Consider the following 22,463-nt stretch of genomic DNA (forward strand, 5'->3'; position numbering starts at 1 on the left):
AGCGTATAGCATGAAAAAGAAGATTAACTATTATCTGGTAGCAACAGCACTTTTTGTAGCAATTGCCACTATGGTTTCCATGACAGTAATCAACTATTACCTCTTTCAGAAGCAGGTAAAGGAAGACCTGCAGGTCATGGCAGAGACAATAGAAAGCACAGGAATACTAAAACAGGATATAAATGAAATCCCGCAGATTGATGTGGAGGGGATTCGTGTCACCTGGATTGACAAGGACGGCACAGTGCTGTATGACAATCAAAATGACGTGAAAAACCTTGAAAATCATGGCGATAGACCGGAAGTTGAATCAGCATTTGATAAAGGTACGGGAGACAGCGTGAGAACATCAGCCACCATGAACAGCAATACCTTCTATCATGCCATAAAGCTCAATGATGGAACGGTACTGCGTGTTTCTATTGCAGCGAGAAGTATCTGGAACATGTTTGCAAGCAGTATACCTGCCATGCTTATAGTGACGATTATCATAGTAGGAATATGTGTGGTTCTCGCCAAGAGCCTGACCAGAAAGCTCATGAAGCCAATCGAGACACTCGCAGGAAACCTGGAGCAGGCCTCTGTCATCCAGAAAAAGACAGAGTACAAGGAGCTCGTGCCGTTCATGAATGCGATAAGGATACAGCATGAGGGCGTGCTTGCCGCGGCAAAGAGCAGACAGGACTTCACAGCCAATGTGTCACACGAGCTAAAGACTCCGCTCACAGCCATCTCCGGCTACGCAGAGCTCATAGAAAACGGCATGGTCGAAAAGAAACAGCAGATTCATTTTGCCACTGAAATCAGAAGAAATGCACAGCGCCTGCTTTCCTTAATCAATGATATCATAAAGCTCTCGGAGCTTGATTCAAGCGAGGCACAGCAGGGCTTTGAGCAGCTTAACCTGTACGGTCTGGTCAAGGACTGCATGGAAAATCTACAGGTGAATGCCGAGCAGAGAAACGTAGCACTCAATTTTGACGGTACTGACTGTATGGTGCGAGGCAATAGGCAGCTTCTCACGGAGCTCGTTGAGAATCTCTGCCAGAATGCTATCCGCTACAACAATGAGGGCGGCACCGTAAATGTGACGGTACACAAGCTAGGTGGAAAGACAGTTCTCACGGTCGAGGACAACGGTATAGGCATCCCAAAGGACCAGCAGGAGCGCGTCTTTGAGCGCTTCTACAGAGTGGATAAGAGCCGCTCGAAGGAGACCGGCGGCACAGGCCTTGGGCTTGCGATAGTAAAGCATATAGTGGAGCTGCATGATGCAGGGCTGACGCTCGACAGCGAGGTGGGGCGTGGCACAACAATAAAGGTGGAGTTTTAGCTCCGCCGTCCATGGCTTGGCATTTCTGTTTATTGAGGCATAATTCAACAGACTCTAAGACACTTCGCTATGCGCTCCAGCGGGAGTACGATGTACGTCCCACTGCCCGGTGCTTACGTCACTTACGTTGTGGTACAATTTTTGGTGGATTATTGTCGTAGTGTTAGGACTGAAATATGTGGAGCCAGTATGGCGCGGGGGGAGGCTCTCGTGAGAGCGTCTAGCGAAGCAGGTTAGATACTTTAGAATTATGCTTTAAAGTACAGAAATGACTTGCCATGGAGGGCAAGTCAAGGAGCTATCGAGCCATGGAAGGCGAGTAGCGACGGTTTCGTCAGGCATAGAAAACATAAAAAGCATAATTCGTACAGTATCTTAGCTGCGTAGCGTTAGCTCGAATGAGAGCCTCCGCCGCGCCATACTGGCTCCACATATTTCAGTCCGTAGTAATAAGAAAACCAGGCACACAAGCTCTTGCAAAATCGAGGCGCAGTGTTTATAATCATATGTTAGCAGCGAAAACAAGGCAAAACCAGGAGGAACAGCCATGTATCAGGAAATATCAAAATTACTTATGTACGGAGATTTATCTCAGGACGAGATACTTTATAAATTGGGACAGCTCTTTGAGCAGTTTGAGGTGGGCGAGTACAACAAGACAGAGCTTGTGCGCGACATCAATACACAGGTCAAGAGAATCTTAAAGGTAGCGACAGACTATGGCTTTGATGACAATCTGTGGCACAACTATCTCACTTTCTACCTTATGATGAGTGAGAATCCGTTTTCCATCACCTGTGAGAAGGTCGGAGCCAGCGATGGCAGCGTAAACGGGCTTGTGGCAAACGATTTCAGGATTTTTAAGAAGCTTTTCGATTATGATTTCAAGCCAATCGAGTCAGCACTCGGAATCGACTGCTTCACACAGATCAGCAATTATAAGGCTATTGTGAAAAAGGACCTTATGTACAATCACAATGTCAGCGAGAAGGTAAGGGCGCTGAGCAAGAAGCTTGAGGCAGCTAAGGATGAGCAGGAGTTCTTTGATGTGGTAACAGGCTTTTACAAGGCATACGGAGTCGGCATGTTTGGTCTCAACAAGGCATTCAGGATTGAGGAGCATCTGGACGGTGGCTTCTCCTTCATGCCAATCAACAATATGGATGCGGTCATGCTCGATGACCTGATCGGTTATGAAATCCAGAAGAAAAAGCTCACAGACAATACAGAAGCGTTTGTACAGGGCAAAAAGGCCAACAATGTGCTGCTTTTCGGAGACAGCGGAACCGGAAAATCAACAAGCATCAAGGCCATTGTCAATCAGTATTATGATGACGGACTGCGCATGATTGAGATATACAAGCATCAGTTTAAATATCTGTCAAAGATTATCGCAGCAATTAAAAACAGAAACTACAGATTTATCATATATATGGATGACCTCTCATTCGAGGAGCACGAGATTGAGTACAAGTTCCTAAAGGCAGTTATCGAGGGCGGCGTGGAGACAAAGCCTGACAACATACTGATTTATGCAACCTCTAACCGCCGTCACCTGATCAAGGAGACATGGAATGACCGCAATGACCAGGACAACAGCAATGACAAGCATCACTCAGATACGGTTGAGGAGAAACTGTCACTTGTAAACCGTTTTGGTGTGACAATCAGCTACTCAAAGCCATCGCAGAAGGAGTTCTTCAACATTGTAACAGAGCTTGCGAGAAAGAGCGGCTGCACACTTTCAGACGAGGAGCTGTGCAGGGAGGCAAACAAGTGGGAGCTCAGCCACGGTGGTATTTCGGGACGTACTGCAACACAGTTTGTCAACTACATTATGGCTAACAATTAAGCAGCAGGCATAAGCATGAAAGGATAGTATATGCTCTACCAGATAAGTAATGGCGCTGTCGCATTTGGCGACGACGTCATTTTGCATAGTATAGATTTTGAAATCAGAAACACAGAAAAGATAGCGATAGTCGGCAGAAACGGCTGTGGCAAGACAACACTTTTAAAGCTCATTTCAGGCGAGGTTGAGATGGAAAAGCTCGACAGCGATGAGAGCGCCTTTATTGCAAAGGCAGGAAACCCTGAGATAGGGTATCTGAAGCAGATTGCGTTTGATGATCCTGATGTGACACTCGAGCAGGAGGTGCGCAAATGCTTCGTGAAAATGGACGAGCGAAAGGCAGAGCTTGCGCGCGCGGCGGCAGAGCTCGAGCATGATTATTCCGATGAAAAGGTAGCCAGATATACCGCGATGGAGGAAGCCTTCAAGGATGATGGCGGCTACTATTATGAGAAGGAATATGAGGTCATGATCCGCAAGTTCGGCTTCTCAGATGATGAGCGCAAAAAGCCAATCCGTGACTTTTCCGGAGGTCAGCAGACCAAGATAGCATTCATAAAGCTGCTTTTGTCAAAGCCTGACATACTGCTTTTGGACGAGCCGACCAACCACCTCGATGTCACGACGATTGAGTGGCTTGAGGGCTATCTGAAGTCGTACCCGAAGGCAGTGGTTGTCGTATCCCATGACCGTATGTTTCTCGACAATGTGGTAGATGTGGTATACGAGATAGAGTACAGCACAGCAAGGCGCTATCCGGGCAATTATACCAATTTTATCGCCCGCAAAAAGGAAAACTACGACAAGCAGATGAAGGATCACATCGCCCAGCAGAAGGAGATAGAGCGTTTGCAGCGTATGGTTACGCGCTTCAAGGGCAAGCCGACCAAGACAGCCATGGCGCAGTCAAAGCAGAAGGCTATCGACCGCATGGTGATTATCGAGGCACCGGACAAGTACGACAACAAGACCTTCCATGCCAATTTCCAGCCCGAAAAGGAGACCGGAAACGATGTGCTGTATACATCAGAGCTTGCAATCGGCTATGACCATCCGCTCTCCGTAGTGTCGCTTGATTTGAAAAGAGGCGAAAAGCTTGGCATACTCGGCGGAAACGGACTTGGAAAATCGACATTTTTAAAGACTATCGTGGGTAAGATCCCTGCACTTTCAGGCGAGTACCGCTTTGGAACCAACGTGCAGATAGGATATTTCGACCAGCAGATGGCCATGTATACAAGCAACAAGACTGTGCTCGATGATTTTTGGGATGAGTATCCGAATCTTACAGAAACCGAGGCCAGAAATGCACTCGGAGCCTTCCTTTTTTCCGGGGAGGACGTGTTCAAGAACGTAAATATGCTCTCCGGAGGAGAAAAGGTCAGATTGGCGCTTTGCAAGATTTTAAAGACCAGACCGAACGTGCTCGTGCTCGATGAGCCAACTAACCATATGGATATCGTAGGCAAGGAAACGCTAGAGAGCATGCTTAAGGACTACAAGGGTACACTGATTTTTGTATCACACGACAGATATTTTGTGAAAAAGGTAGCCACACAGCTGCTTGTGTTCGAGGATGGCACGACCAATCTCTATCAGTTTGGCTATGAGCAGTATCAGGAAAAGCTCGACAGGGAGGATTCGGAGAGCAAAAATGTATACAGAGGTAATGCGATATTTGGCGGCGCGATAAGCCAGAACGGCAGCAGTCAGACCGGCGGCAGTCAGACCGGCAGTGATGCAAACCGGAGCACGTCACAAAACGCTGCAGCAGGTAATGTGGGCGAAAGCACCAATGCAAATAGCGCAGCCCAGGCAGGCGGAATGGCTGTCTCATCAACTGGCAAGGCATACTACAACCCGGGCAAGGAGCGCTCAAAGATACAAAAAAAGGTCAAAAAGGCCGAGGAGGACCTGGCGGTCAAGGAAGCAAAGCTGGATGAGCTCAAGGCTGAGCTTATGAAGCCGGAGTATCAGTCAAGCTACTCAAAGCTCACGGAAATCCAGAACGAAATAGACGCTCTCGAGGAAGAAATCCTTATAGATATGGAGGCGTGGGAGGAGCTTTCCTCTCAGCTTGAGGCGCTTGGGTAAAACATAGGCGCTGTGATAGTATAGAGACGCTACGATAGTGTATAAAAAATCATCTGACTTGATGTTTTTTATCTTGATGAAATTCCTAATTATAACGAAATCAAGTGATTTCGCGTCGAATCATAAATATAATCTTGATTTTTTATATAAAATGCATAAAAATGATTGATGAAAAAGAAATTTATGGTATAATATTTACATGATACAGACAACGTATCAAATAAACGACAAAGGGGTTGGACATCATGAGAATAACAATTTCAGGAAGAAACATCGAATTAACAGAGGGGCTTAAGCAGGCAGTAGAGGAGAAGCTGTCAAAGCTGGAGAAGTTTTTTAAACCGGACACAGATGTATATGTTACGCTCAGCGTAGAAAAGGATAGACAGAAAATCGAGGTTACTATCCCGGCAAAGGGACATGTTATCCGTTCAGAGCAGGTCAGCAATGATATGTACGTATCAATTGACCTGGTAGAGGAAGTAATCGAGAGACAACTTCGCAAATACAGAACCAAGATTTCCGCAAAGAAGTATGCACCGGCGATATTCCAGGATGATTTCGTGGAGGCAGACGATGCAGAGGACGAGGAAATCAAGATTGTCCGTACAAAGAGATTTGGTATGAAGCCTATGTATCCTGAGGATGCATGCATCCAGATGGAGCTCTCAGGCCACGATTTCTTCGTATTCAGAAATGCAGAGAATGACGAAGTAAATGTAGTCTACAAGAGAAAAGGACATACATACGGACTTATTGAACCGGAATGTTAGAACTCTTGTTTTTCATCATAATTTAACCTTTCTTTCATCGAAAACCGGCAGCCGTTGGCTGCCGGTTTTCGATATTAACCATTTATATAAAATTTATAGTTAATTATCTTGAAAATAGAACAAATATTCGATATAATTATTATAGGTGCTACCACACGTAGACGTGTAGATGGCGGTTCGCTTTTTGCGGGGAGTCTATAGCTCCGTTTACATAGATATGCTCTCATTCGAGAAATCTGATGGAAGGAGGACTTCGCTTATGCTTACAGTCGATACCTTGATTGCAGTGCTCAGTCTCTGTTTAACCTCATTTGGTCTTGGATATGCGATTGGTTTCAATGGCAGTAAGACCACAAAAAAATAACCGCCCCAGCCTGGAAACTGAACGGTTATTTTAACTAAGTAAATGATCAGGCGAACCGTTGTTATAGGTAGCACCTTTTTGTTATCTATATTTTAACATTCATTTCTAATCATGTCAAAATTATTTTCAAATATTTTTTCAAACTAAGTCGCATGATAATCAGTCTTGCTTTTTATATACATGCTTTATTCAAAGAAAATTTCTGTATCAGCAAGCATGAGAAATGAAGTTACACAGCGTGTAGGTAATGAAATAGAAGATATGAAAAATTCTGCAGGCAAAAATAATATATCGAAATCATCAGCAGTAAAAAGTGCAGGAGCTAAAACCGCAGTTATAAGTCACAAAGCAGTAGCAATTGTGGCAGCTTATGTATATAGGCATAGGTCGTAATGAAGACAGTACTTCTTGGGAATATGAATACGACAAGACAGACATTCCAGGATTTACTAATTTTTATGAGTAGAATAGTGATTAAAGAAAAAATAGTACGAAATCATCATTCCAAAATTTCGTAAGTAAAACTTGCAAATTTAAACATAAAAAAGCTGATACACACATAGTTTTTGTCGAAATATGTCAAAAATTACTAAAAAGTTGCAAAAATATTACAGAAATTAACATAATACCATTCATAGGCGCGAAACGCACCTAGAAATTTTACGAAAGATATGGAAAAATAATATTGCAATAAAATGAGTCTTGCAATAGGGGAAAGAAAGCAAAAAAAGAAGTTCTCGAGAATTATAATATCAAAATAATGAGCACAAGGAGGGTTATGAATATTTGTATAGTACGGTATTTCGAGAGCAGAGGGGACTAATTAATTACGAAGATATCATAGATATTTTAGCTGAGGTATCAAACGTACAAAAATATCTTGAAAACGAGGCACTTAAGATTCTGTTGTTTGGCAATCCTGACCTTACAGTAGGGCAGTGCCGGCAATTGGTTTTTAAGTATGGAGAGACGTTGAACCAGAAGGATTTACAGGGTAGGAAGCTTTTTGTAAGAATGGTTATGCTGTTGGATAGCCGAGACGTTATATAAGATATATGAAAAATAAGGGAATTTCTTTTTTGACCGGTTTAACCGGTCTTTCTTTTTTATATAAATGGTGTTATAATTTTAGAAATTGATAACTTACCGGAGCCGATATATTTGATTGGATTTAGGAGTGTTATCAGAAATATAGTTAATGTGAAAAGAGGACAAAAATGAACATCGTAGTACTTGCCGGAGGGCTCAGCACAGAGAGAGATGTTTCCTTCAAGACAGGAAGCATGGTAGCTAAGGCACTCAAAGAGAACGGCCACAAAGTTATATTATTGGATGTATTTATGGGATATAGTGACAGGGAGGAGGACCTGACAGGTATATTTGACCGCGCGGACGAGATAAGTGTGCAGGTCAGCGATATTCCGACAGAGGCACCTGACCTCGCAAAGGTAAAGGCTTCCAGAAAGGACCAGTCACCTTGCTTCTTCGGACCAAATGTCATCAAAATGTGTCAGATGGCGGACATTGTTTTCATGGCTCTTCACGGAGAAAACGGAGAGAACGGAAAGATACAGGCAGCATTTGATCTCTTCGGTGTCAAATATACAGGCAGCGATTATTTAAGCTCAGCCATCGCCATGAACAAGGAGACATCAAAGCAGTTCTTCCTTGCAAATGGTATACCTACTCCAAAGGGTATTTCCATGACAAGAGCGACCAGACAGGACGATATCACAAAGCTTGACCTGACACTTCCATGTGTGGTAAAGCCATGCTGCGGTGGTTCAAGCATCGGTGTCACCGTCGTTAGGGATGCGGCAGAGTTCAAGGCGGCACTTGACGATGCCTTCAAGTGGGAAAATGAGCTGGTTATCGAGGAATTTGTACAGGGCAGGGAGTTCTCTGTCGGCGTTATCGAGGGCAAGGCTCTTCCTATTATAGAGATTGCACCGAAGGAGGGCTTCTACGATTATAAGAATAAATACAAGGCGGGCAGTACAGTAGAGACATGTCCGGCCGAGCTTCCTGAGCAGGTGACAAAGGATATGCAGCACTATGCCGAGGAGGTTGCGCGTGTTATCGGGCTTGACACATATTCACGCTCAGACTTTTTGCTCAATGAAAAAAATGAGATGTTCTGCCTCGAGGCAAACACACTGCCGGGCATGACTCCGACCAGTCTTCTGCCACAGGAGGCAGCGGTTATCGGTATGAGCTTTAATCAGCTCTGTGAGCATCTGATTGACATATCTTTGAAAAAATATGAGGTGTAGCATGTCTGATAAGTACATGAAGAATCTTACATTTGCAAATATCGCAAAGGCCTGCGGGGGCACATACATAGGCGATGAGACACAGCTTGATACGACAATCACCGGCGCCGTCATAGACAGCAGACAGGTGAAGGAGGGCTATCTTTTTATCCCGATAAAGGGAGAAAGGGTGGACGGACACAAATTCATTCCGACTGTGTTTGAGCAGGGGGCGGCAATTGTGCTCTCTGAGCATGAGCTTACAGATCCGGCAGGCCCATATGTGCTTGTTGAATCAACCACCGATGCCATGAAAAAGCTCGCGGCATTTTACAGAAAAAGCCTTGATATCAAGGTGGTGGGCATCACTGGAAGTGTCGGCAAGACCAGCACCAAGGAGATGATATCATCAGTCCTTGAGCAGAAATACAGCGTCCACAAGACCGCAGGCAATTTCAACAATGAGATAGGCCTGCCACTCACCATTTTCGGAATCAGGGAAAGCCATCAGGTAGCAGTGCTTGAGATGGGCATATCTGATTTTGGCGAGATGCACAGACTTTCTACTATGTCTTGCCCGGATGTCATGGTCATCACCAATATCGGCTACTGCCATCTGGAGTTTTTGGGCGACAGGGATGGTGTGCTTAAAGCAAAGACAGAGTGCTTTGAGCATATGATGCCGGATGCGGTCGCAGTGCTGAATGCAGATGACGACAAGCTGGCCACAGTGCAGACGGTAAATGGAAAGCCTGCCATATACTATGGCAAGGAATCAGCTTCAGGCGTTCATAAATCAGTATATACCACAAATATTGAAAACCTGGGCTTCGACGGCATGAAGGCTCATTTTGTCACACAAAAGGGCGAGTTCGATGCACACATTCACATCCCGGGTGAGCACAATGTATACAATGCCATGGCGGCAGCGGCTGTCGGATTGCAGCTTGGCCTCACAATAGCTGAGATAAAGTCAGGAATCGAGAAAGCAGAGACAATCGCAGGCCGTACCAATTTCATCAAAACACACGGCATGACAGTGATAGATGACTGCTATAATGCAAACCCTGTATCCATGAAATCCTCTATCGAGGTACTTTCACATGCAAAGGGCAGGACAATAGCAGTGCTAGGCGACATGGGCGAGCTGGGAAGCGATGAGAAAAAGCTGCACCATGAGGTAGGCGAAGCAGTTGGAGAGAATCATATCCATACACTATTCGCCGCAGGAGAGCTTGCAAAGGAATATGCAGCCGGAGCCGCAGAGAAATCATTCGATGTAGACATCCACTATTTCGAGGATAGGGAGACCATGACACAGGAGCTTCTTTCATATGTGAAGGAGGGCGACACCATACTGGTGAAGGCGTCACATTTTATGGAGTTTCCGAAGGTGGTAGAGGCTCTGAGTAAGTAAAATCAGGTAAAATCAATCGGGTAGAAATTAAGTCTATATTTAATAATTGCGAGGAATGGATATTCTCCAGGCCTCATAATATTATAAAAGAAAGAGAGAAAAAATAATGGCACAGAATCCAATCGTAACAATCACAATGGAAAACGGCGATGTAATCAAGGCGGAGCTTTATCCGGAAATCGCACCAAACACAGTAAACAACTTTATCAGCTTAATCAATCACAACTTCTATGACGGAGTATGCTTCCACCGTGTAATCAAGGGCTTCATGCTCCAGGGCGGAGATCCGGACGGAAACGGCACAGGCGGCCCTGGCTATGAAATCAAGGGTGAGTTCACACACAACGGCTTCAAAAATGACTTAAAGCACACAGCCGGTGTACTTTCAATGGCACGTACCATGATACCTGACTCAGCAGGCAGCCAGTTCTTCATCATGCATCAGGATGCACCACATCTCGATGGTGAGTATGCGGCATTCGGCAAGGTAATCGAGGGCATGGATGTGGTAAACAAGATCGCAGAGGTGCGCACAGACTACATGGACAAACCACTTGAGGCCCAGGTCATGAAGACAGTTACAGTTGAGACCTTCGGAGTGGACTATCCGGAGCCGGAGACAGTTTGATGATAATAATTATCGATGAGGCAAGCGCAAAACTTGCCTCTTTTTACTATCATGACGAGATATTTAAGCCACAGTGGAAGCGTGCAGTAGAGATGACATCTGCTCCTGCCAACTGCATCTGGATAGTATCAAACAGGCAGCAGAAGCAAATAGCTGACTCACTCGGCATAGCATCAGTAGGAGAACCGCAGTGTGGCACGCGCTATGCAGTGGAAAGCCTTGCAGAGCTTGATATTGAGTATCTGGATCGGGTGCGCAGGCGGTATAATCATATCCCATGGGATATTGGCGAGACAGACAGATGCCTGATACGTGAGCTTTCACTGTCAGACCTTCCGGCGCTCTATGAGCTTTATGACAAGCCCGGCATGACAGATTTTGTGGAGCCGCTGTATGACTATGAGACAGAGCTTGAATACCAGAAAGCATACATAGAGAACATGTATGGCTTTTACGAGTATGGCATGTGGCTTGTGTTTTCAAAGGAAACAGGGGAGCTGATAGGACGGGCGGGACTTGAGCACAATGAAATGGGTTATATGATAGCACCGGAATTTCAGGGCCTGGGCTATGCCACGGAGGTGTGCCGCTTTATCGTAGACTATGCGAGGAAAAACACAGACTTTGAGGAGCTCTACTGCCGGATAGATGAGAAAAATGTGGCATCGGTGCGTCTTGCAAAAAGGCTTGGATTTACAAATAGCGGGCATATGGATGATGATATAAACGCTTCTATATATAGAAAAAATATAAAAAACAATGAAAAACATTGAAAAATATGCAATTAGGCAATAAAATATAAACATAGTTTAACGATTTGGAGGACGAAAAATGAAGCAATATGCATACGGAGTAGATATAGGTGGAACAACTGTAAAGATAGGCTTTTTCGAGACCACAGGAAAGCTTGTCGATACATGGGAGATTCCTACACGCACAGAGAATTCCGGCGAGCTCATCCTGCCTGATATCGCAGCATCCATCAAGGAGAATAACGAGAAGCATGGCATCGAGATGGGTGACATCGAGGGTATAGGCATGGGAGTGCCGGGACCTGTAAAGGATGACGGAACAGTATTAAGATGTGTCAACCTCGGCTGGGGCGTGTTCAACGTGGCACAGTCACTCTCAGTGCTGTGCGGCGGCATCAAGGTAAAGGCCGGAAACGATGCCAACGTAGCTGCACTCGGTGAGATGTGGCAGGGTGGCGGAAAGGGTCATCAGGATGTAGTCATGCTCACACTCGGCACAGGCGTAGGCGGAGGAATCATCCGCGAGGGCAGAATCGTAGCCGGAGTAAACGGAGCAGGCGGAGAGATAGGACATATGCCTATGGTAGATGATGAGTCAGAGTGCTGTGGCTGCGGCAAGAAGGGCTGTTTAGAGCAGTATGCATCAGCAAACGGACTTGTAAGAGTAGCAGAGAGATACATTGCAGCACACAGGGATGTGGCAACAAAGCTTGATTTAAATGCAGGCTTCACAGCCAAGGATGTATGCGATGCGGCAAAGGCAGGAGATGCAGCGGGCATTGCGGCAGTAGAGCAGTCTATGAAGCTTCTCGGCAAGGCAATGGCAGCAGTAGCATGCGTTATGGACCCTGAGGTATTTGTTGTAGGCGGAGGCCTTTCAAAGGCAGGCAATATCATCATAGATACAGCAGCAAAGTACTATAAAGAGTATGCTTTCCATGCAAGCCGCGAGACAGAAATCAAGCTTGCCACACTCGGCAACTCAGCAGGCATGTATGGCGGAGTAAAGATGGTTATCGGCTAACAACATAAGATTGCAATTTTTAAAGAAATAAAATATAATGGCTACTAAAGATACACTACAATCGAGGTGAGACTATTGGCAGATTACTCAACAGAAGAATTAGAAAAAATAGCGGACAAATTTCGCTCAGATACCAGCGGCATAAGGGGAATAAAGGATTTTACGAGTCCCGAGGAGCTTTACGATGAGCTTAAAAAGGAAATCAAAAAGTACCATCCGTCGGATGACACGAGCCTTGTGGACAAAGCCTACAGGGTAGCTTATGATGCCCATAAGGGTCAGGTGCGTAAGTCAGGAGAGCCTTATATCATACATCCGCTGTGTGTTGCCATAGTACTCGCCGAGCTCGAGCTGGATAAGGAAACCATTGCAGCAGGACTGCTCCATGATGTGCTGGAGGACACCATCATGACCCTGGATGAGATGCGTGCGGAGTTTGGAGACGATGTCGCACATCTGGTGGATGGTGTCACGAAGTTAAAGCAGCTGCATCTGACAGACAGCACCAAGGATCCGAAGGAAAAGAACGCGGACAGGCTTGAGATGCAGGCTGAGAATCTGCGCAAGATGTTTCTCGCCATGGCAAAGGATATCAGAGTCATCCTCATAAAGCTGGCAGACAGACTGCACAATATGCGTACACTCAAGTACCAGTCCAAGGAGGCACAGCAGCGTATCGCCAGAGAGACACAGGATATCTATTGCCCTATCGCGCAGCGACTTGGTATCAGCAAGATAAAGATAGAGCTCGAGGATCTTTGTATGAAGTACCTCTATACTGATGCATACTATGATCTGGTAGAGAAGGTAGCCCTCAGAAAGGCAGAGCGCGACACCTACATCCAGGGCTTAGTAAACGATGTCAAGAAGTATGTTTCAGATGCCGGTATCAAGGCAGAGATATACGGCAGGGCAAAGCATTTCTTCAGCATATATAAGAAGATGGTCAATCAGGATAAGACGATAGACCAGATATATGATCTATTTGCCATCAGAATTCTGGTGGATACCATACCGGACTGCTACGCAGTGCTGGGTATCATACATGAGAAGTATAAGCCTATACCGGGCCGATTCAAGGACTATATTGCCATGCCGAAGCAGAACATGTACCAGTCGCTTCACACGACACTCATAGGCCCGAGCGGACAGCCGTTTGAGATACAGATACGTACCTATGAGATGCATCGTACAGCTGAGTACGGTATCGCAGCGCACTGGAAGTACAAGGAAGCAAACAACGGCAATGCCACTACCACCACTGTCACAGAGGAGGAAAAGCTCAGCTGGCTGCGCCAGATACTCGAGTGGCAGCAGGACATGTCGGATAATAAGGAGTTTATGACTTTATTAAAGAGTGATTTAAATTTATTCTCCGACAATGTATTTGCATTCACACCGTCCGGCGATGTAAAGAACCTGCCAAAGGGCTCCACACCTATAGACTTTGCCTACAGCATACACTCTGCGGTCGGCAACAAGATGGTCGGAGCCAAGGTAAACGGCAAGCTGGTGCCGATAGACTATGTCATCAAAAACGGTGACCAGATAGAGATAATCACCTCACAGAACTCCAAGGGACCAAGCCGTGACTGGCTCAAGGTCGTAAAGAGCACACAGGCCAAGAACAAGATCAACCAGTGGTTCAGAAGTGAGCTCAAGGAGGAGAATATACAGCACGGCAAGGATCTGATAGCAGCCTATGCCAAGGCAAAGGGTATCAACTTTGCTGAGATAAACAAGCCTGAGTATCAGGAGAAAATACGTCGCAAATACGGCTTCCACGACTGGAACTCATGCCTTGCAACCGTCGGCCACGGCGGACTCAAGGAGAGCCAGATAGTCAACAGGATGTACGACGAGTACAAGAAGGATCATGTGGTGCCGGTGACAGATGCAGATGTGCTTGGCAGCATCGCAGAAAAGCAGCAGGCGGCAGCAGGCATACAGCCGGAGCACAAGTCAAAGAGCGGCATTGTGGTACACGGACTCTATGACGTGGCAGTACACTTCTCGAAGTGCTGTAATCCGGTTCCGGGAGATGAAATCGTGGGCTTTGTCACAAGAGGCCGAGGAATCTCCATCCACAGGACAGACTGTGTGAATATCATCAATCTGTCCAAGATAGAAAAGGACAGGCTTATAGAAGCAGAGTGGCAGGATACAGCCCTCATGGACAACGGTGCCGAGTATCAGGCAGACCTTAAGATATTCTGTCATGACAGGCCGGGACTGCTCGTAGATATCACAAAGATATTTACCGAGAAGGAAATCAATATCAGTGGTATCCAGTCCAAGACCAGCAAGCAGGGCATCGCTACAATCGAGGTATTTTTCAATATCAGAAGCAGGGACCAGATAAAGGTTCTAGTGGAGAAGCTCAGACAGATAGAAAGTGTAATAGACGTAGAGAGGACCACCGGCTAAATCCCGGTGGTTCTTGCGTGAAGCATAACATATAACAGATAAGGAGTACACTCATATGGTAAATATGAAGATAGACCACTTCGTAGTGGGACCGGTGCAGACCAACTGCTACTTTGTCACCAATATAAAGACAAAGGAAATGATAATAATAGACCCGGGCGCGTGTGCCGATCAGCTCGCCAAAAAAGTGGACGAATCAGGCGCAAAGCCAGTAGCAATACTGCTCACACACGGACACTTTGACCATGCCACAGATGCAAAGCCACTCGCAGACCGCTACGGCATCAAGATATATATCCATGAGGCAGACAGGGCTACACTCGACGACCCGCAGCTCAATGTCAGCTACATGATGGGTCAGTCAAAGACTTTTTATGCAGATGTATTTTTGAAGGATAAGCAGGAGCTTGACATCGCAGGCTTTCATATAGTAGTGCTTCACACACCGGGGCATACACCGGGCGGCTGCTGCTATTATTTCCCGTATGAGGACGTGATCTTTACAGGAGATTCGCTGTTTTGCGGTTCCATCGGACGTACGGATTTCAAGGGCGGCAGCATGTCAGACCTCGTGCGCACGGTGAAGGAAAAAATCATGACACTGCCTGAGCATACAGAGGTTTACCCGGGCCACAACGACACAACAACCATAGAAAACGAGAGGATGTATAACCCTTACTTATGATAGTAGTAGTATTTAATAAACCGGATTTTGAATATGATGTGCACTCACTGCTCAAGGAGTTCTTCCCGCAGGAAGATGTGCAGATGTACTATAGCTGCTCACCTGATGAGGTGGAGGGGAAAAACCTGGCCTGCACACACCACGAGATGACAGACGATGGCATAAAAGAATTTGCGGATGCCTCACAGGTATTTAAGATAGACTATGTGGGTGATGAAATTGACATTAAAACAGCCGGAAAAAGTATTTGCACAAAAATATCCGTGACCGGTACAGACCGTAAGGAAACCAAAAACCGTCTCAAGCTCGCCCTATATTCCATGATAGAAAAAGGAACAGGAAAGAGCCTTCCATGGGGCACACTCTCAGGCATCAGACCGACCAAGATAGCCATGAAGTGCATAGAGGACGGCATGAGCGATAGGGAAACCTACGACTATCTGAAGGAAACCTACCTCGCAAGCGATGAGAAAATCGACCTCTCAATAGGGATAGCAAAGCGTGAGAAGGCACTGCTCGACAAGGTGGACTATGACAACGGCTACAGCCTGTACATAGGTATACCATTCTGCCCGAGCACCTGTGCATACTGCTCGTTTACGTCATACCCACTCGGCGTGTGGAAAAACCGCGTAGACGATTACCTCGACGCACTCGAGAAGGAGATAGACTACACAGCACAGAAATTCTATCACAAGAAGTTAAACTCCATCTACGTAGGAGGCGGCACACCGACCACACTAAGCCCTGCCCAGCTTGACAGGCTTATCAGAAAAATCAAATGCAGCTTTGATTTAAAGGACTGCCTGGAATTTACCGTGGAGGCAGGCAGACCGGACTCCATCACGAAAGAAAAGCTTATGGCACTAAAGAAAAACGGCATCAGCCGTATATCGGTCAATCCACAGACCATGAAGCAGCAGACACTCGATATAATAGGAAGACACCACACAGTAGACGACACGATACAAAGCTTCAAGCTCGCGCGTGAGCTGGGCTTTGACAACATAAACATGGACCTCATTATGGGACTTCCTGAGGAGACACTCGATGATGTAAGGCACACAATGGAGCTGGTGAAGGAGCTGGCACCTGACAACGTCACTATCCACTCACTCGCAGTAAAGCGAGCTGCAAGACTCACCATCTTCAAGGACCGCTACAGCGATATGCAGATGGTCAACACTCAGGAACATATGGATCTCTGCGCAGCCTACTGTAAGCAGATGGGACTTGAGCCATACTACCTCTACAGGCAGAAAGGTATGGCAGGCAATATGGAGAACGTGGGCTATGCGGCAAAGGGCAAGGCAGGCGTATACAACATACTGATTATGGAGGAGAAGCAAACTATCGTGGCGTGCGGAGCCGGAGCAAGCACCAAGCGCGTCTGGCCGGTACCGAATCCGGATGGCACCCACCGAATCGACAGATGCGAGAATGTCAAGGATGTAGGGCAGTATATCGCAAGGATTGATGAGATGATAGAGAGGAAGCAGAGACTGTTTGAGAAGTAAAAGATATATACGCTATAAAATAATGTATAATATTTGTATCAATAATACTATAGCGATTGGCGAATATGTCGAAAATTGTAAAGAAACCATGAGATTCATTGACAAAGCATAAAAAATGAGTAAACTATGTTATTGAAAAACCTTGATTAGATACATAAAAAGATACAAATAACCGAATAAAACAGACAGAAAACAAAACTGGCTAAAATAATTCGGGTGGGGGGACTAAGGTGCCTCCCCTGTAGCAGGTATAGAGGAAAATAAGAGATACCACAAGGAGAATTTGGAAAGAATGTACAGAAAGAAAGGCAGAGGATGGACAAAGCATATAGACTTCATGCTTTTGGACATCATATGCATATTGATAGCATTTTTTATTTCATATGTAATACGCTTTGGCTTTAATAATCCATACGTAGACAAGGACTACCGCATACTCGGTGTAGCCTTCCTTCTGATAGATTTCTTTGTGGAGATAATGGCAGACTCATTCAAGAACGTGCTGAAGCGAGGATATCTGGATGAGTTCATATCGACCTGCAAGCATGCAGTGCTTGTATTTCTGGTAACAGCACTTTTCCTGTTCACCACACAGATGGCTGATATATACTCGCGATTATCATTTTATATCATGTTTCCAATCTATGTAACAATAGCATATATCGGCAGAATGGCGCTGAAGAATTTCCTTAAGAAAAAGGACTTTGCTAAATCGAAGAGATCATTGTTTGTTATAGCGCCTGATGCTATGCTTCGTGATACACTGCACACAGTGGAGAAAAGCTGTATAGGATATACAAAGATAGTGGCGGCAGCGCTGGATGCAGACCTGAAAGGCAAGACCATATGCAATATACCGATAGTGGCAAACCACGATGGCATAGTGGACTATGCGTGCGATGAGTGGGTAGATGAGGTATTTATTCCGCCTTGCAGCGAGGATGAATATCCTGAGAAGATGGCAGATATATTCCTTGAGATGGGAATTGCAGTACATACAGGAATAGCCAAAAACGGCACAGACCAGGGTGGCTACAAGCTGATAGAAAAGATAGGCGACTACACAGTAGTCACATCAAGTGTGAACTATGCAAATCCCAGCGCACTTCTGGTAAAGAGGGGCATGGATATAGTCGGAGGACTGGTGGGCTGCCTACTTACACTTATCATCATGATATTTGTGGGACCGGCGATATACATAGCATCGCCGGGACCGATATTCTTCGCACAGGAGAGAGTCGGCAGAAACGGCAGAAAGTTCAAGATGTATAAATTCCGCAGCATGTATATGGATGCCGAGGAGCGAAAGAAAGAGCTTGCGGCACAGAATAAAGTGGGCGACGGAATGATGTTTAAGATGGACTTCGACCCGAGAATCATAGGCAATAAGGTGCTGCCAAACGGAAAGAAGAAAACCGGAATCGGACAGTTCATCAGGAAAACAAGCCTGGATGAATTCCCACAATTCTTCAATATACTAGTGGGAGATATGAGCCTGGTAGGAACCAGACCACCAACACTCGATGAGTGGGAAAAGTATGAACCACATCACAGAGCCAGAATGTCATTCAGACCGGGATTGACCGGACTGTGGCAGGTGAGTGGCAGGAGTAATATCACGGACTTTGAGAAAGTGGTGAAGCTGGATACCAAGTATATTGGGGAGTGGAGTGTTAAGAATGATTTAAGGATTATTTTTAAGACTGTTGTAAGTATTATGCAAAGTGATGGAGCAATATAGAAAACCATCGCATTGGGAAAACCTATCCATACGGATGTGTACATAGAAAATTAGAGGATATGCTTTCATTTCTTACGGTGGTGTTTGTCAGATATGTTTTGCTTCAAATCGGACTGGCAATGGCAATAGTACTGAGGTTTAGAAAAAGATAAGCATAAGAGGGGAGAAAGGACATGGCAAAAAAGAAAATATTATATGTCGTTGAAGCTATGGGCGGCGGTGTTTTTGCTTACATTGTTGACCTCGCCAACGAGCTTGTAAATGAGTTTGATATGTATATCGCATATGCTGTGCGTCCTCAGACTCCTTTAAACTATAAAGAATATTTTGATAAAAGAATACATTTGATAGAGGTTAAGTCTTTTTGTCGTGAAATAAAGCCAGCTCAAGAGCTGAAAGCAATAAAAGAAGTAAAGGCAATTGCTGAAGAAGTAAAGCCTGACATTATTCATCTCCATTCCAGCAAGGCTGGTGTAATAGGAAGAATTGCTTTTAACGGAAAGGATATTCCTCTTTTTTATACACCTCATGGCTATAGTTTCTTAATGGCCAATTATAAGCCAGCTAAGAGAATAATGTTCAAAGCTATTGAAACTGTGATGGCAAAAAGGAATTGTACAACCATAAGCTGCAGCTTGGGTGAACATCAAGAAACTTTGAAGCTGACCAAGAATGCTACTTATGTGAACAATGCGATAAATGTAGCGGATTTGAAGAGAAGCCTTGATAAAGTAGAAAAGAAAAATCGTCCATTCACTGTTTTTACATTAGGCCGTATCTGCTATCAAAAGAATCCTGCGCTGTTCAACTCCATAGCTGAAAAAATGCCTGATACCAAATTCCTGTGGATTGGTGATGGAGAATTAAGAGAAGAACTGAAGAGTAAAAATATCGAAATAACCGGATGGGTTAATCGAGAAGAAGCTCTTAAGAGAAGTATGAATGCTGATGTTTTTGTGCTTACTTCTCTCTGGGAGGGACTTCCCATTTCTTTGCTTGAAGCAATGTATATGAAGAAACTCTGTGTTGTTTCAGATGTTATTGGAAACAGAGATGTTATCCATAATGGAGAGAACGGTTATGTTTGTTCCGATGTGGATGAGTTTGTTAAAGCAATAGAAGAAAGAAAAGAAGAATATGTAGAAAAGGCGTACCAGGACCTGCTTGAGAATTATGAAGTAAAAGGGCAGGCAGAGAGGTATGCGGAGATATATAGGGGAAGGTTTGGAAAATAGATGAAAAAAGTAGGAATAGTATCTTGTTATTTTCAGCATAACTATGGAAGTATGCTTCAGGCTTTAGCCACTCAAATGGCTTTAGATAAACTCGGTTATGAGAATGAAACAATAGATATTTCTGGATTTAACGGAGAAATTAAGAAGGCAAAAATGCTTTATTTTGCTAAAGCTTCGTTAACATCGGATATTCTTCTTTCTAAACTGGGTATGGCTACAAATGTGCTCAGAAGAAAACTTTCAAAAGGTGCCTATAAGGAAAATACAATCATCAGAAATAAGAAGTTTGATGATTTCTACAAAGAGCGTTTCAGACTTTCTGAGAAATATACCAGTAAAGCTGATTTAGGTAACAAGTGTAAAGACAAGTATGGTGCTGTATTGGTAGGAAGTGATCAGTTATGGCTTCCAGGTAATATTGCAGGAGATTACTACACTTTAAACTTTGTACCAAAGGAAGTAAATACAATTGCATATGCTACCAGTTTTGGCCAGTCCACGCTTCCGAGTGATTCAGCAAAAAAGGCAACAGTATTTTTGAAGAAGATTAGACATATTGGTGTAAGAGAAGAATCCGGACAAAAACTGGTTAAAGAGTTAGCGGAGAGAAGTGTTCCCGTAGTTTGTGATCCAACATTGTTATTTACCGGTGATGAGTGGATGAGTATCCAAAAAGAAGAAGCAAAGATTAATGAACCTTATATTCTGTGCTACTTCTTAGGAAATAATCCTCCACACCGTGAATTTGCAAAAAGGTTGAAAGAAAAAACGGGTTGTAAGATTGTCGCGCTAACCCACCTTGATGAATATGTGAAGAGCGATGAAGGATATGCTGATTACACACCATACGATGTTGATCCGGCGGATTTCTTAAATTTAATTAGAAACGCACAGTATGTTTGTACAGATTCATTTCATTGTTCATTGTTCTCCATGCTATACAAAAAAGAGTTCTTTACTTTCAAGAGATACGCAAGAAAAACAAAGTCTTCAACAAACTCAAGGTTGGATACGTTGTTCAATCTGGCAGGAGTTAAAGGAAGAGTTCTTAATGGCGATGAAGATATTCAAACGTGTTTGGATATGAATATAGATTATGAGAACGTTTATAATAATCTGCAAAAGATTAGAGAAGAATCTTATCAATACCTGATTACTGCATTAAAAGATGAAGGAAGTACAGATTTGTGATTGAAATAAAAGATAAATCGAAATGCTCAGGATGTAGTGCTTGTTATAGTGTATGTCCAAAGAATTGCATCTCCATGATAGAGGATGAAGAAGGTTTCCTGTATCCAAAGGCAAATAAAGATGATTGTATTAATTGTGGATTGTGTGAGAAGGTTTGCCCATTAGAGGAACATAATAATAAGAAAAATGGGGTTGTTTCTTCCTGTATTATTCAAAATAAAGATAAAGAAGTGTTGCTTCAAAGCACATCTGGAGGAAGCTTTACAACAATCGCAGAATATGTTTTAAGACAAAACGGAGTTGTTTTTGGTGTCGAAATGACTAGCGACGATTTTATTATTAGACATACCAAGGTTGAAAAAAAAGAAGAGTTATTAAAGTTCCGTAGTTCAAAATACGTGCAGAGCTCTGTAGGTGACACATTTAAGGATGCAAAAAATGAACTGGAAAATGGCAGGATGGTTTGTTTTAGTGGAACGCCATGCCAAATTCAGGGATTCAAAAATTTCTTAAAAAAAGACTACGAAAATCTTATTACAGTTGATGTTGTATGCCGTGGAGTTCCCTCCCCTGGTATGTGGAGAGATTATGTAGAAAAACTACAACAACTCGATAAAGTGCAAGAAGTCGTTTTTCGCGATAAGGGGCTTGGTTATCAGTACTCAACGATGAAAGTTAAGTATGCTAATGGAACGGTTAAGAGAAATGGAATCGAGTCAGATCAGTGGTTAAGGATGTTTTTTTCTGGTTTGAGTCTTAGGCCCTCATGCCCAACATGTAATTTTAGGACAACTGATAGATGCAGTGATTTCACAATTTGGGATTGTTTCAATGTTTCTGATTTGACTAACGCATTGGATGAGACAAAAGGAGCAACCCGAATGTTAATTCATACTCAAAAAGGCATGCAGATATTTGATAAAATAAAGTGTTCTTTCAATTTTGTTGAGGCGCCTACGAACGTTGTTGCTAAGGGTATAAAGGAAACATTCTTTTTAAATAAAAATAGAAACAATTTTATTAGTGATTATAGATCGATGAGTATGGATTCATTATTAGAAAAATGGGTTCCGATGTCTGTAAAAGTATACTTAAAAAAGTATACGAGAAGAGTTTTAAATGTTATTGGATTAGATCTGATTGTGAAGAAGGTAAAAAGAAAAATAAAGGGATGATAT

At 44.1% G+C, this 22,463-nt stretch carries 18 protein-coding genes; all 18 read left to right on the forward strand.

Going from position 1 to position 22,463, the window contains the following annotated elements:
* Nucleotides 1–10: 10 nt before the first annotated feature.
* The 18 genes from ACTQ1L_RS06610 to ACTQ1L_RS06695 all read left to right on the forward strand — a co-directional run bounded on the left by ACTQ1L_RS06610 (nucleotide 11) and on the right by ACTQ1L_RS06695 (nucleotide 22,460).
* On the forward strand, nucleotides 11–1,333 hold the full coding sequence (locus ACTQ1L_RS06610; RefSeq protein WP_441366113.1) for an ATP-binding protein: 1,323 nt from the start codon (nucleotides 11–13) through the stop codon (nucleotides 1,331–1,333).
* A gap of 547 nt (nucleotides 1,334–1,880) precedes the next feature.
* Nucleotides 1,881–3,185, forward strand: a complete 1,305-nt coding sequence (locus ACTQ1L_RS06615) for an ATP-binding protein (protein WP_441366115.1) — start codon at nucleotides 1,881–1,883, stop codon at nucleotides 3,183–3,185.
* Between the two features lie 30 nt (nucleotides 3,186–3,215).
* Nucleotides 3,216–5,279 (forward strand): ATP-binding cassette domain-containing protein, encoded by a 2,064-nt coding sequence (locus ACTQ1L_RS06620; protein WP_441366117.1) that lies wholly within the window; start codon nucleotides 3,216–3,218, stop codon nucleotides 5,277–5,279.
* A 245-nt stretch (nucleotides 5,280–5,524) separates the two neighbouring features.
* Nucleotides 5,525–6,052: a ribosome hibernation-promoting factor, HPF/YfiA family gene (gene hpf, locus ACTQ1L_RS06625; protein WP_117685942.1), complete on the forward strand. Its 528-nt coding sequence runs from the start codon at nucleotides 5,525–5,527 to the stop codon at nucleotides 6,050–6,052.
* A gap of 580 nt (nucleotides 6,053–6,632) precedes the next feature.
* Nucleotides 6,633–6,809, forward strand: a complete 177-nt coding sequence (locus tag ACTQ1L_RS06630; protein WP_321110474.1) for a hypothetical protein — start codon at nucleotides 6,633–6,635, stop codon at nucleotides 6,807–6,809.
* A 393-nt stretch (nucleotides 6,810–7,202) separates the two neighbouring features.
* Nucleotides 7,203–7,466 carry a hypothetical protein gene (locus ACTQ1L_RS06635; RefSeq protein ID WP_321110475.1) on the forward strand — a complete coding sequence of 88 codons (264 nt, stop codon included), beginning with the start codon at nucleotides 7,203–7,205 and terminating at the stop codon, nucleotides 7,464–7,466.
* A gap of 167 nt (nucleotides 7,467–7,633) precedes the next feature.
* Entirely contained in the window at nucleotides 7,634–8,689 is a 1,056-nt protein-coding gene (locus tag ACTQ1L_RS06640) for a D-alanine--D-alanine ligase family protein (RefSeq protein ID WP_441366120.1), read from the forward strand.
* Between the two features lies 1 nt (nucleotide 8,690).
* Complete coding sequence (locus tag ACTQ1L_RS06645) at nucleotides 8,691–10,085, forward strand: UDP-N-acetylmuramoyl-tripeptide--D-alanyl-D-alanine ligase (RefSeq protein WP_441366121.1); 1,395 nt, start codon at nucleotides 8,691–8,693, stop codon at nucleotides 10,083–10,085.
* A 106-nt stretch (nucleotides 10,086–10,191) separates the two neighbouring features.
* A complete protein-coding gene (locus ACTQ1L_RS06650; RefSeq protein ID WP_012743691.1) occupies nucleotides 10,192–10,713 on the forward strand; it encodes a peptidylprolyl isomerase in 522 nt (173 codons plus the stop codon).
* Complete coding sequence (locus tag ACTQ1L_RS06655; RefSeq protein WP_441366123.1) at nucleotides 10,713–11,486, forward strand: GNAT family N-acetyltransferase; 774 nt, start codon at nucleotides 10,713–10,715, stop codon at nucleotides 11,484–11,486. The genes ACTQ1L_RS06650 and ACTQ1L_RS06655 overlap by 1 nt, the downstream gene beginning before the upstream one ends.
* A 58-nt stretch (nucleotides 11,487–11,544) precedes the next feature.
* The gene (locus ACTQ1L_RS06660) at nucleotides 11,545–12,489 is read left to right on the forward strand and encodes an ROK family glucokinase (protein WP_321110478.1); all 945 of its coding nucleotides are present in this window, start codon (nucleotides 11,545–11,547) and stop codon (nucleotides 12,487–12,489) included.
* A 75-nt stretch (nucleotides 12,490–12,564) separates the two neighbouring features.
* Complete coding sequence (locus ACTQ1L_RS06665; protein ID WP_441366126.1) at nucleotides 12,565–14,916, forward strand: RelA/SpoT family protein; 2,352 nt, start codon at nucleotides 12,565–12,567, stop codon at nucleotides 14,914–14,916.
* Between the two features lie 55 nt (nucleotides 14,917–14,971).
* Nucleotides 14,972–15,601: an MBL fold metallo-hydrolase gene (locus tag ACTQ1L_RS06670; protein ID WP_441366128.1), complete on the forward strand. Its 630-nt coding sequence runs from the start codon at nucleotides 14,972–14,974 to the stop codon at nucleotides 15,599–15,601.
* A complete protein-coding gene (hemZ, locus tag ACTQ1L_RS06675; RefSeq protein ID WP_441366129.1) occupies nucleotides 15,598–17,118 on the forward strand; it encodes a coproporphyrinogen dehydrogenase HemZ in 1,521 nt (506 codons plus the stop codon). The genes ACTQ1L_RS06670 and hemZ overlap by 4 nt, the downstream gene beginning before the upstream one ends.
* 292 nt (nucleotides 17,119–17,410) lie before the next feature.
* Nucleotides 17,411–18,859, forward strand: a complete 1,449-nt coding sequence (locus ACTQ1L_RS06680) for a sugar transferase (protein ID WP_441366130.1) — start codon at nucleotides 17,411–17,413, stop codon at nucleotides 18,857–18,859.
* A gap of 173 nt (nucleotides 18,860–19,032) precedes the next feature.
* On the forward strand, nucleotides 19,033–20,094 hold the full coding sequence (locus tag ACTQ1L_RS06685; RefSeq protein ID WP_441366131.1) for a glycosyltransferase: 1,062 nt from the start codon (nucleotides 19,033–19,035) through the stop codon (nucleotides 20,092–20,094).
* Nucleotides 20,095–21,285: a polysaccharide pyruvyl transferase family protein gene (locus tag ACTQ1L_RS06690; protein ID WP_441366132.1), complete on the forward strand. Its 1,191-nt coding sequence runs from the start codon at nucleotides 20,095–20,097 to the stop codon at nucleotides 21,283–21,285. It begins immediately after the preceding gene.
* A complete protein-coding gene (locus tag ACTQ1L_RS06695; RefSeq protein WP_441366134.1) occupies nucleotides 21,282–22,460 on the forward strand; it encodes a Coenzyme F420 hydrogenase/dehydrogenase, beta subunit C-terminal domain in 1,179 nt (392 codons plus the stop codon). Before ACTQ1L_RS06690 ends, ACTQ1L_RS06695 begins: the two co-directional genes overlap by 4 nt.
* Nucleotides 22,461–22,463: the final 3 nt, after the last annotated feature.

The sequence above is a fragment of the Agathobacter sp. LCP21S3_B2 genome (genome assembly GCF_052118705.1).
Classification (GTDB): domain Bacteria; phylum Bacillota; class Clostridia; order Lachnospirales; family Lachnospiraceae; genus Roseburia.

Excerpts from the sequence above, each read along its gene's own strand:
- ACTQ1L_RS06610 (WP_441366113.1), top strand. The coding sequence starts at position 11 with ATGAAAAAGAAGATTAACTATTATCTGGTAGCAACAGCACTTTTTGTA.
- ACTQ1L_RS06615 (WP_441366115.1), top strand. The coding sequence starts at position 1,881 with ATGTATCAGGAAATATCAAAATTACTTATGTACGGAGATTTATCTCAG.
- ACTQ1L_RS06620 (WP_441366117.1), top strand. The coding sequence starts at position 3,216 with ATGCTCTACCAGATAAGTAATGGCGCTGTCGCATTTGGCGACGACGTC.
- hpf (WP_117685942.1), top strand. The coding sequence starts at position 5,525 with ATGAGAATAACAATTTCAGGAAGAAACATCGAATTAACAGAGGGGCTT.
- ACTQ1L_RS06630 (WP_321110474.1), top strand. The coding sequence starts at position 6,633 with ATGAGAAATGAAGTTACACAGCGTGTAGGTAATGAAATAGAAGATATG.
- ACTQ1L_RS06640 (WP_441366120.1), top strand. The coding sequence starts at position 7,634 with ATGAACATCGTAGTACTTGCCGGAGGGCTCAGCACAGAGAGAGATGTT.
- ACTQ1L_RS06645 (WP_441366121.1), top strand. The coding sequence starts at position 8,691 with ATGTCTGATAAGTACATGAAGAATCTTACATTTGCAAATATCGCAAAG.
- ACTQ1L_RS06650 (WP_012743691.1), top strand. The coding sequence starts at position 10,192 with ATGGCACAGAATCCAATCGTAACAATCACAATGGAAAACGGCGATGTA.
- ACTQ1L_RS06655 (WP_441366123.1), top strand. The coding sequence starts at position 10,713 with ATGATAATAATTATCGATGAGGCAAGCGCAAAACTTGCCTCTTTTTAC.
- ACTQ1L_RS06660 (WP_321110478.1), top strand. The coding sequence starts at position 11,545 with ATGAAGCAATATGCATACGGAGTAGATATAGGTGGAACAACTGTAAAG.
- ACTQ1L_RS06670 (WP_441366128.1), top strand. The coding sequence starts at position 14,972 with ATGGTAAATATGAAGATAGACCACTTCGTAGTGGGACCGGTGCAGACC.
- hemZ (WP_441366129.1), top strand. The coding sequence starts at position 15,598 with ATGATAGTAGTAGTATTTAATAAACCGGATTTTGAATATGATGTGCAC.
- ACTQ1L_RS06680 (WP_441366130.1), top strand. The coding sequence starts at position 17,411 with ATGTACAGAAAGAAAGGCAGAGGATGGACAAAGCATATAGACTTCATG.
- ACTQ1L_RS06685 (WP_441366131.1), top strand. The coding sequence starts at position 19,033 with ATGGCAAAAAAGAAAATATTATATGTCGTTGAAGCTATGGGCGGCGGT.
- ACTQ1L_RS06690 (WP_441366132.1), top strand. The coding sequence starts at position 20,095 with ATGAAAAAAGTAGGAATAGTATCTTGTTATTTTCAGCATAACTATGGA.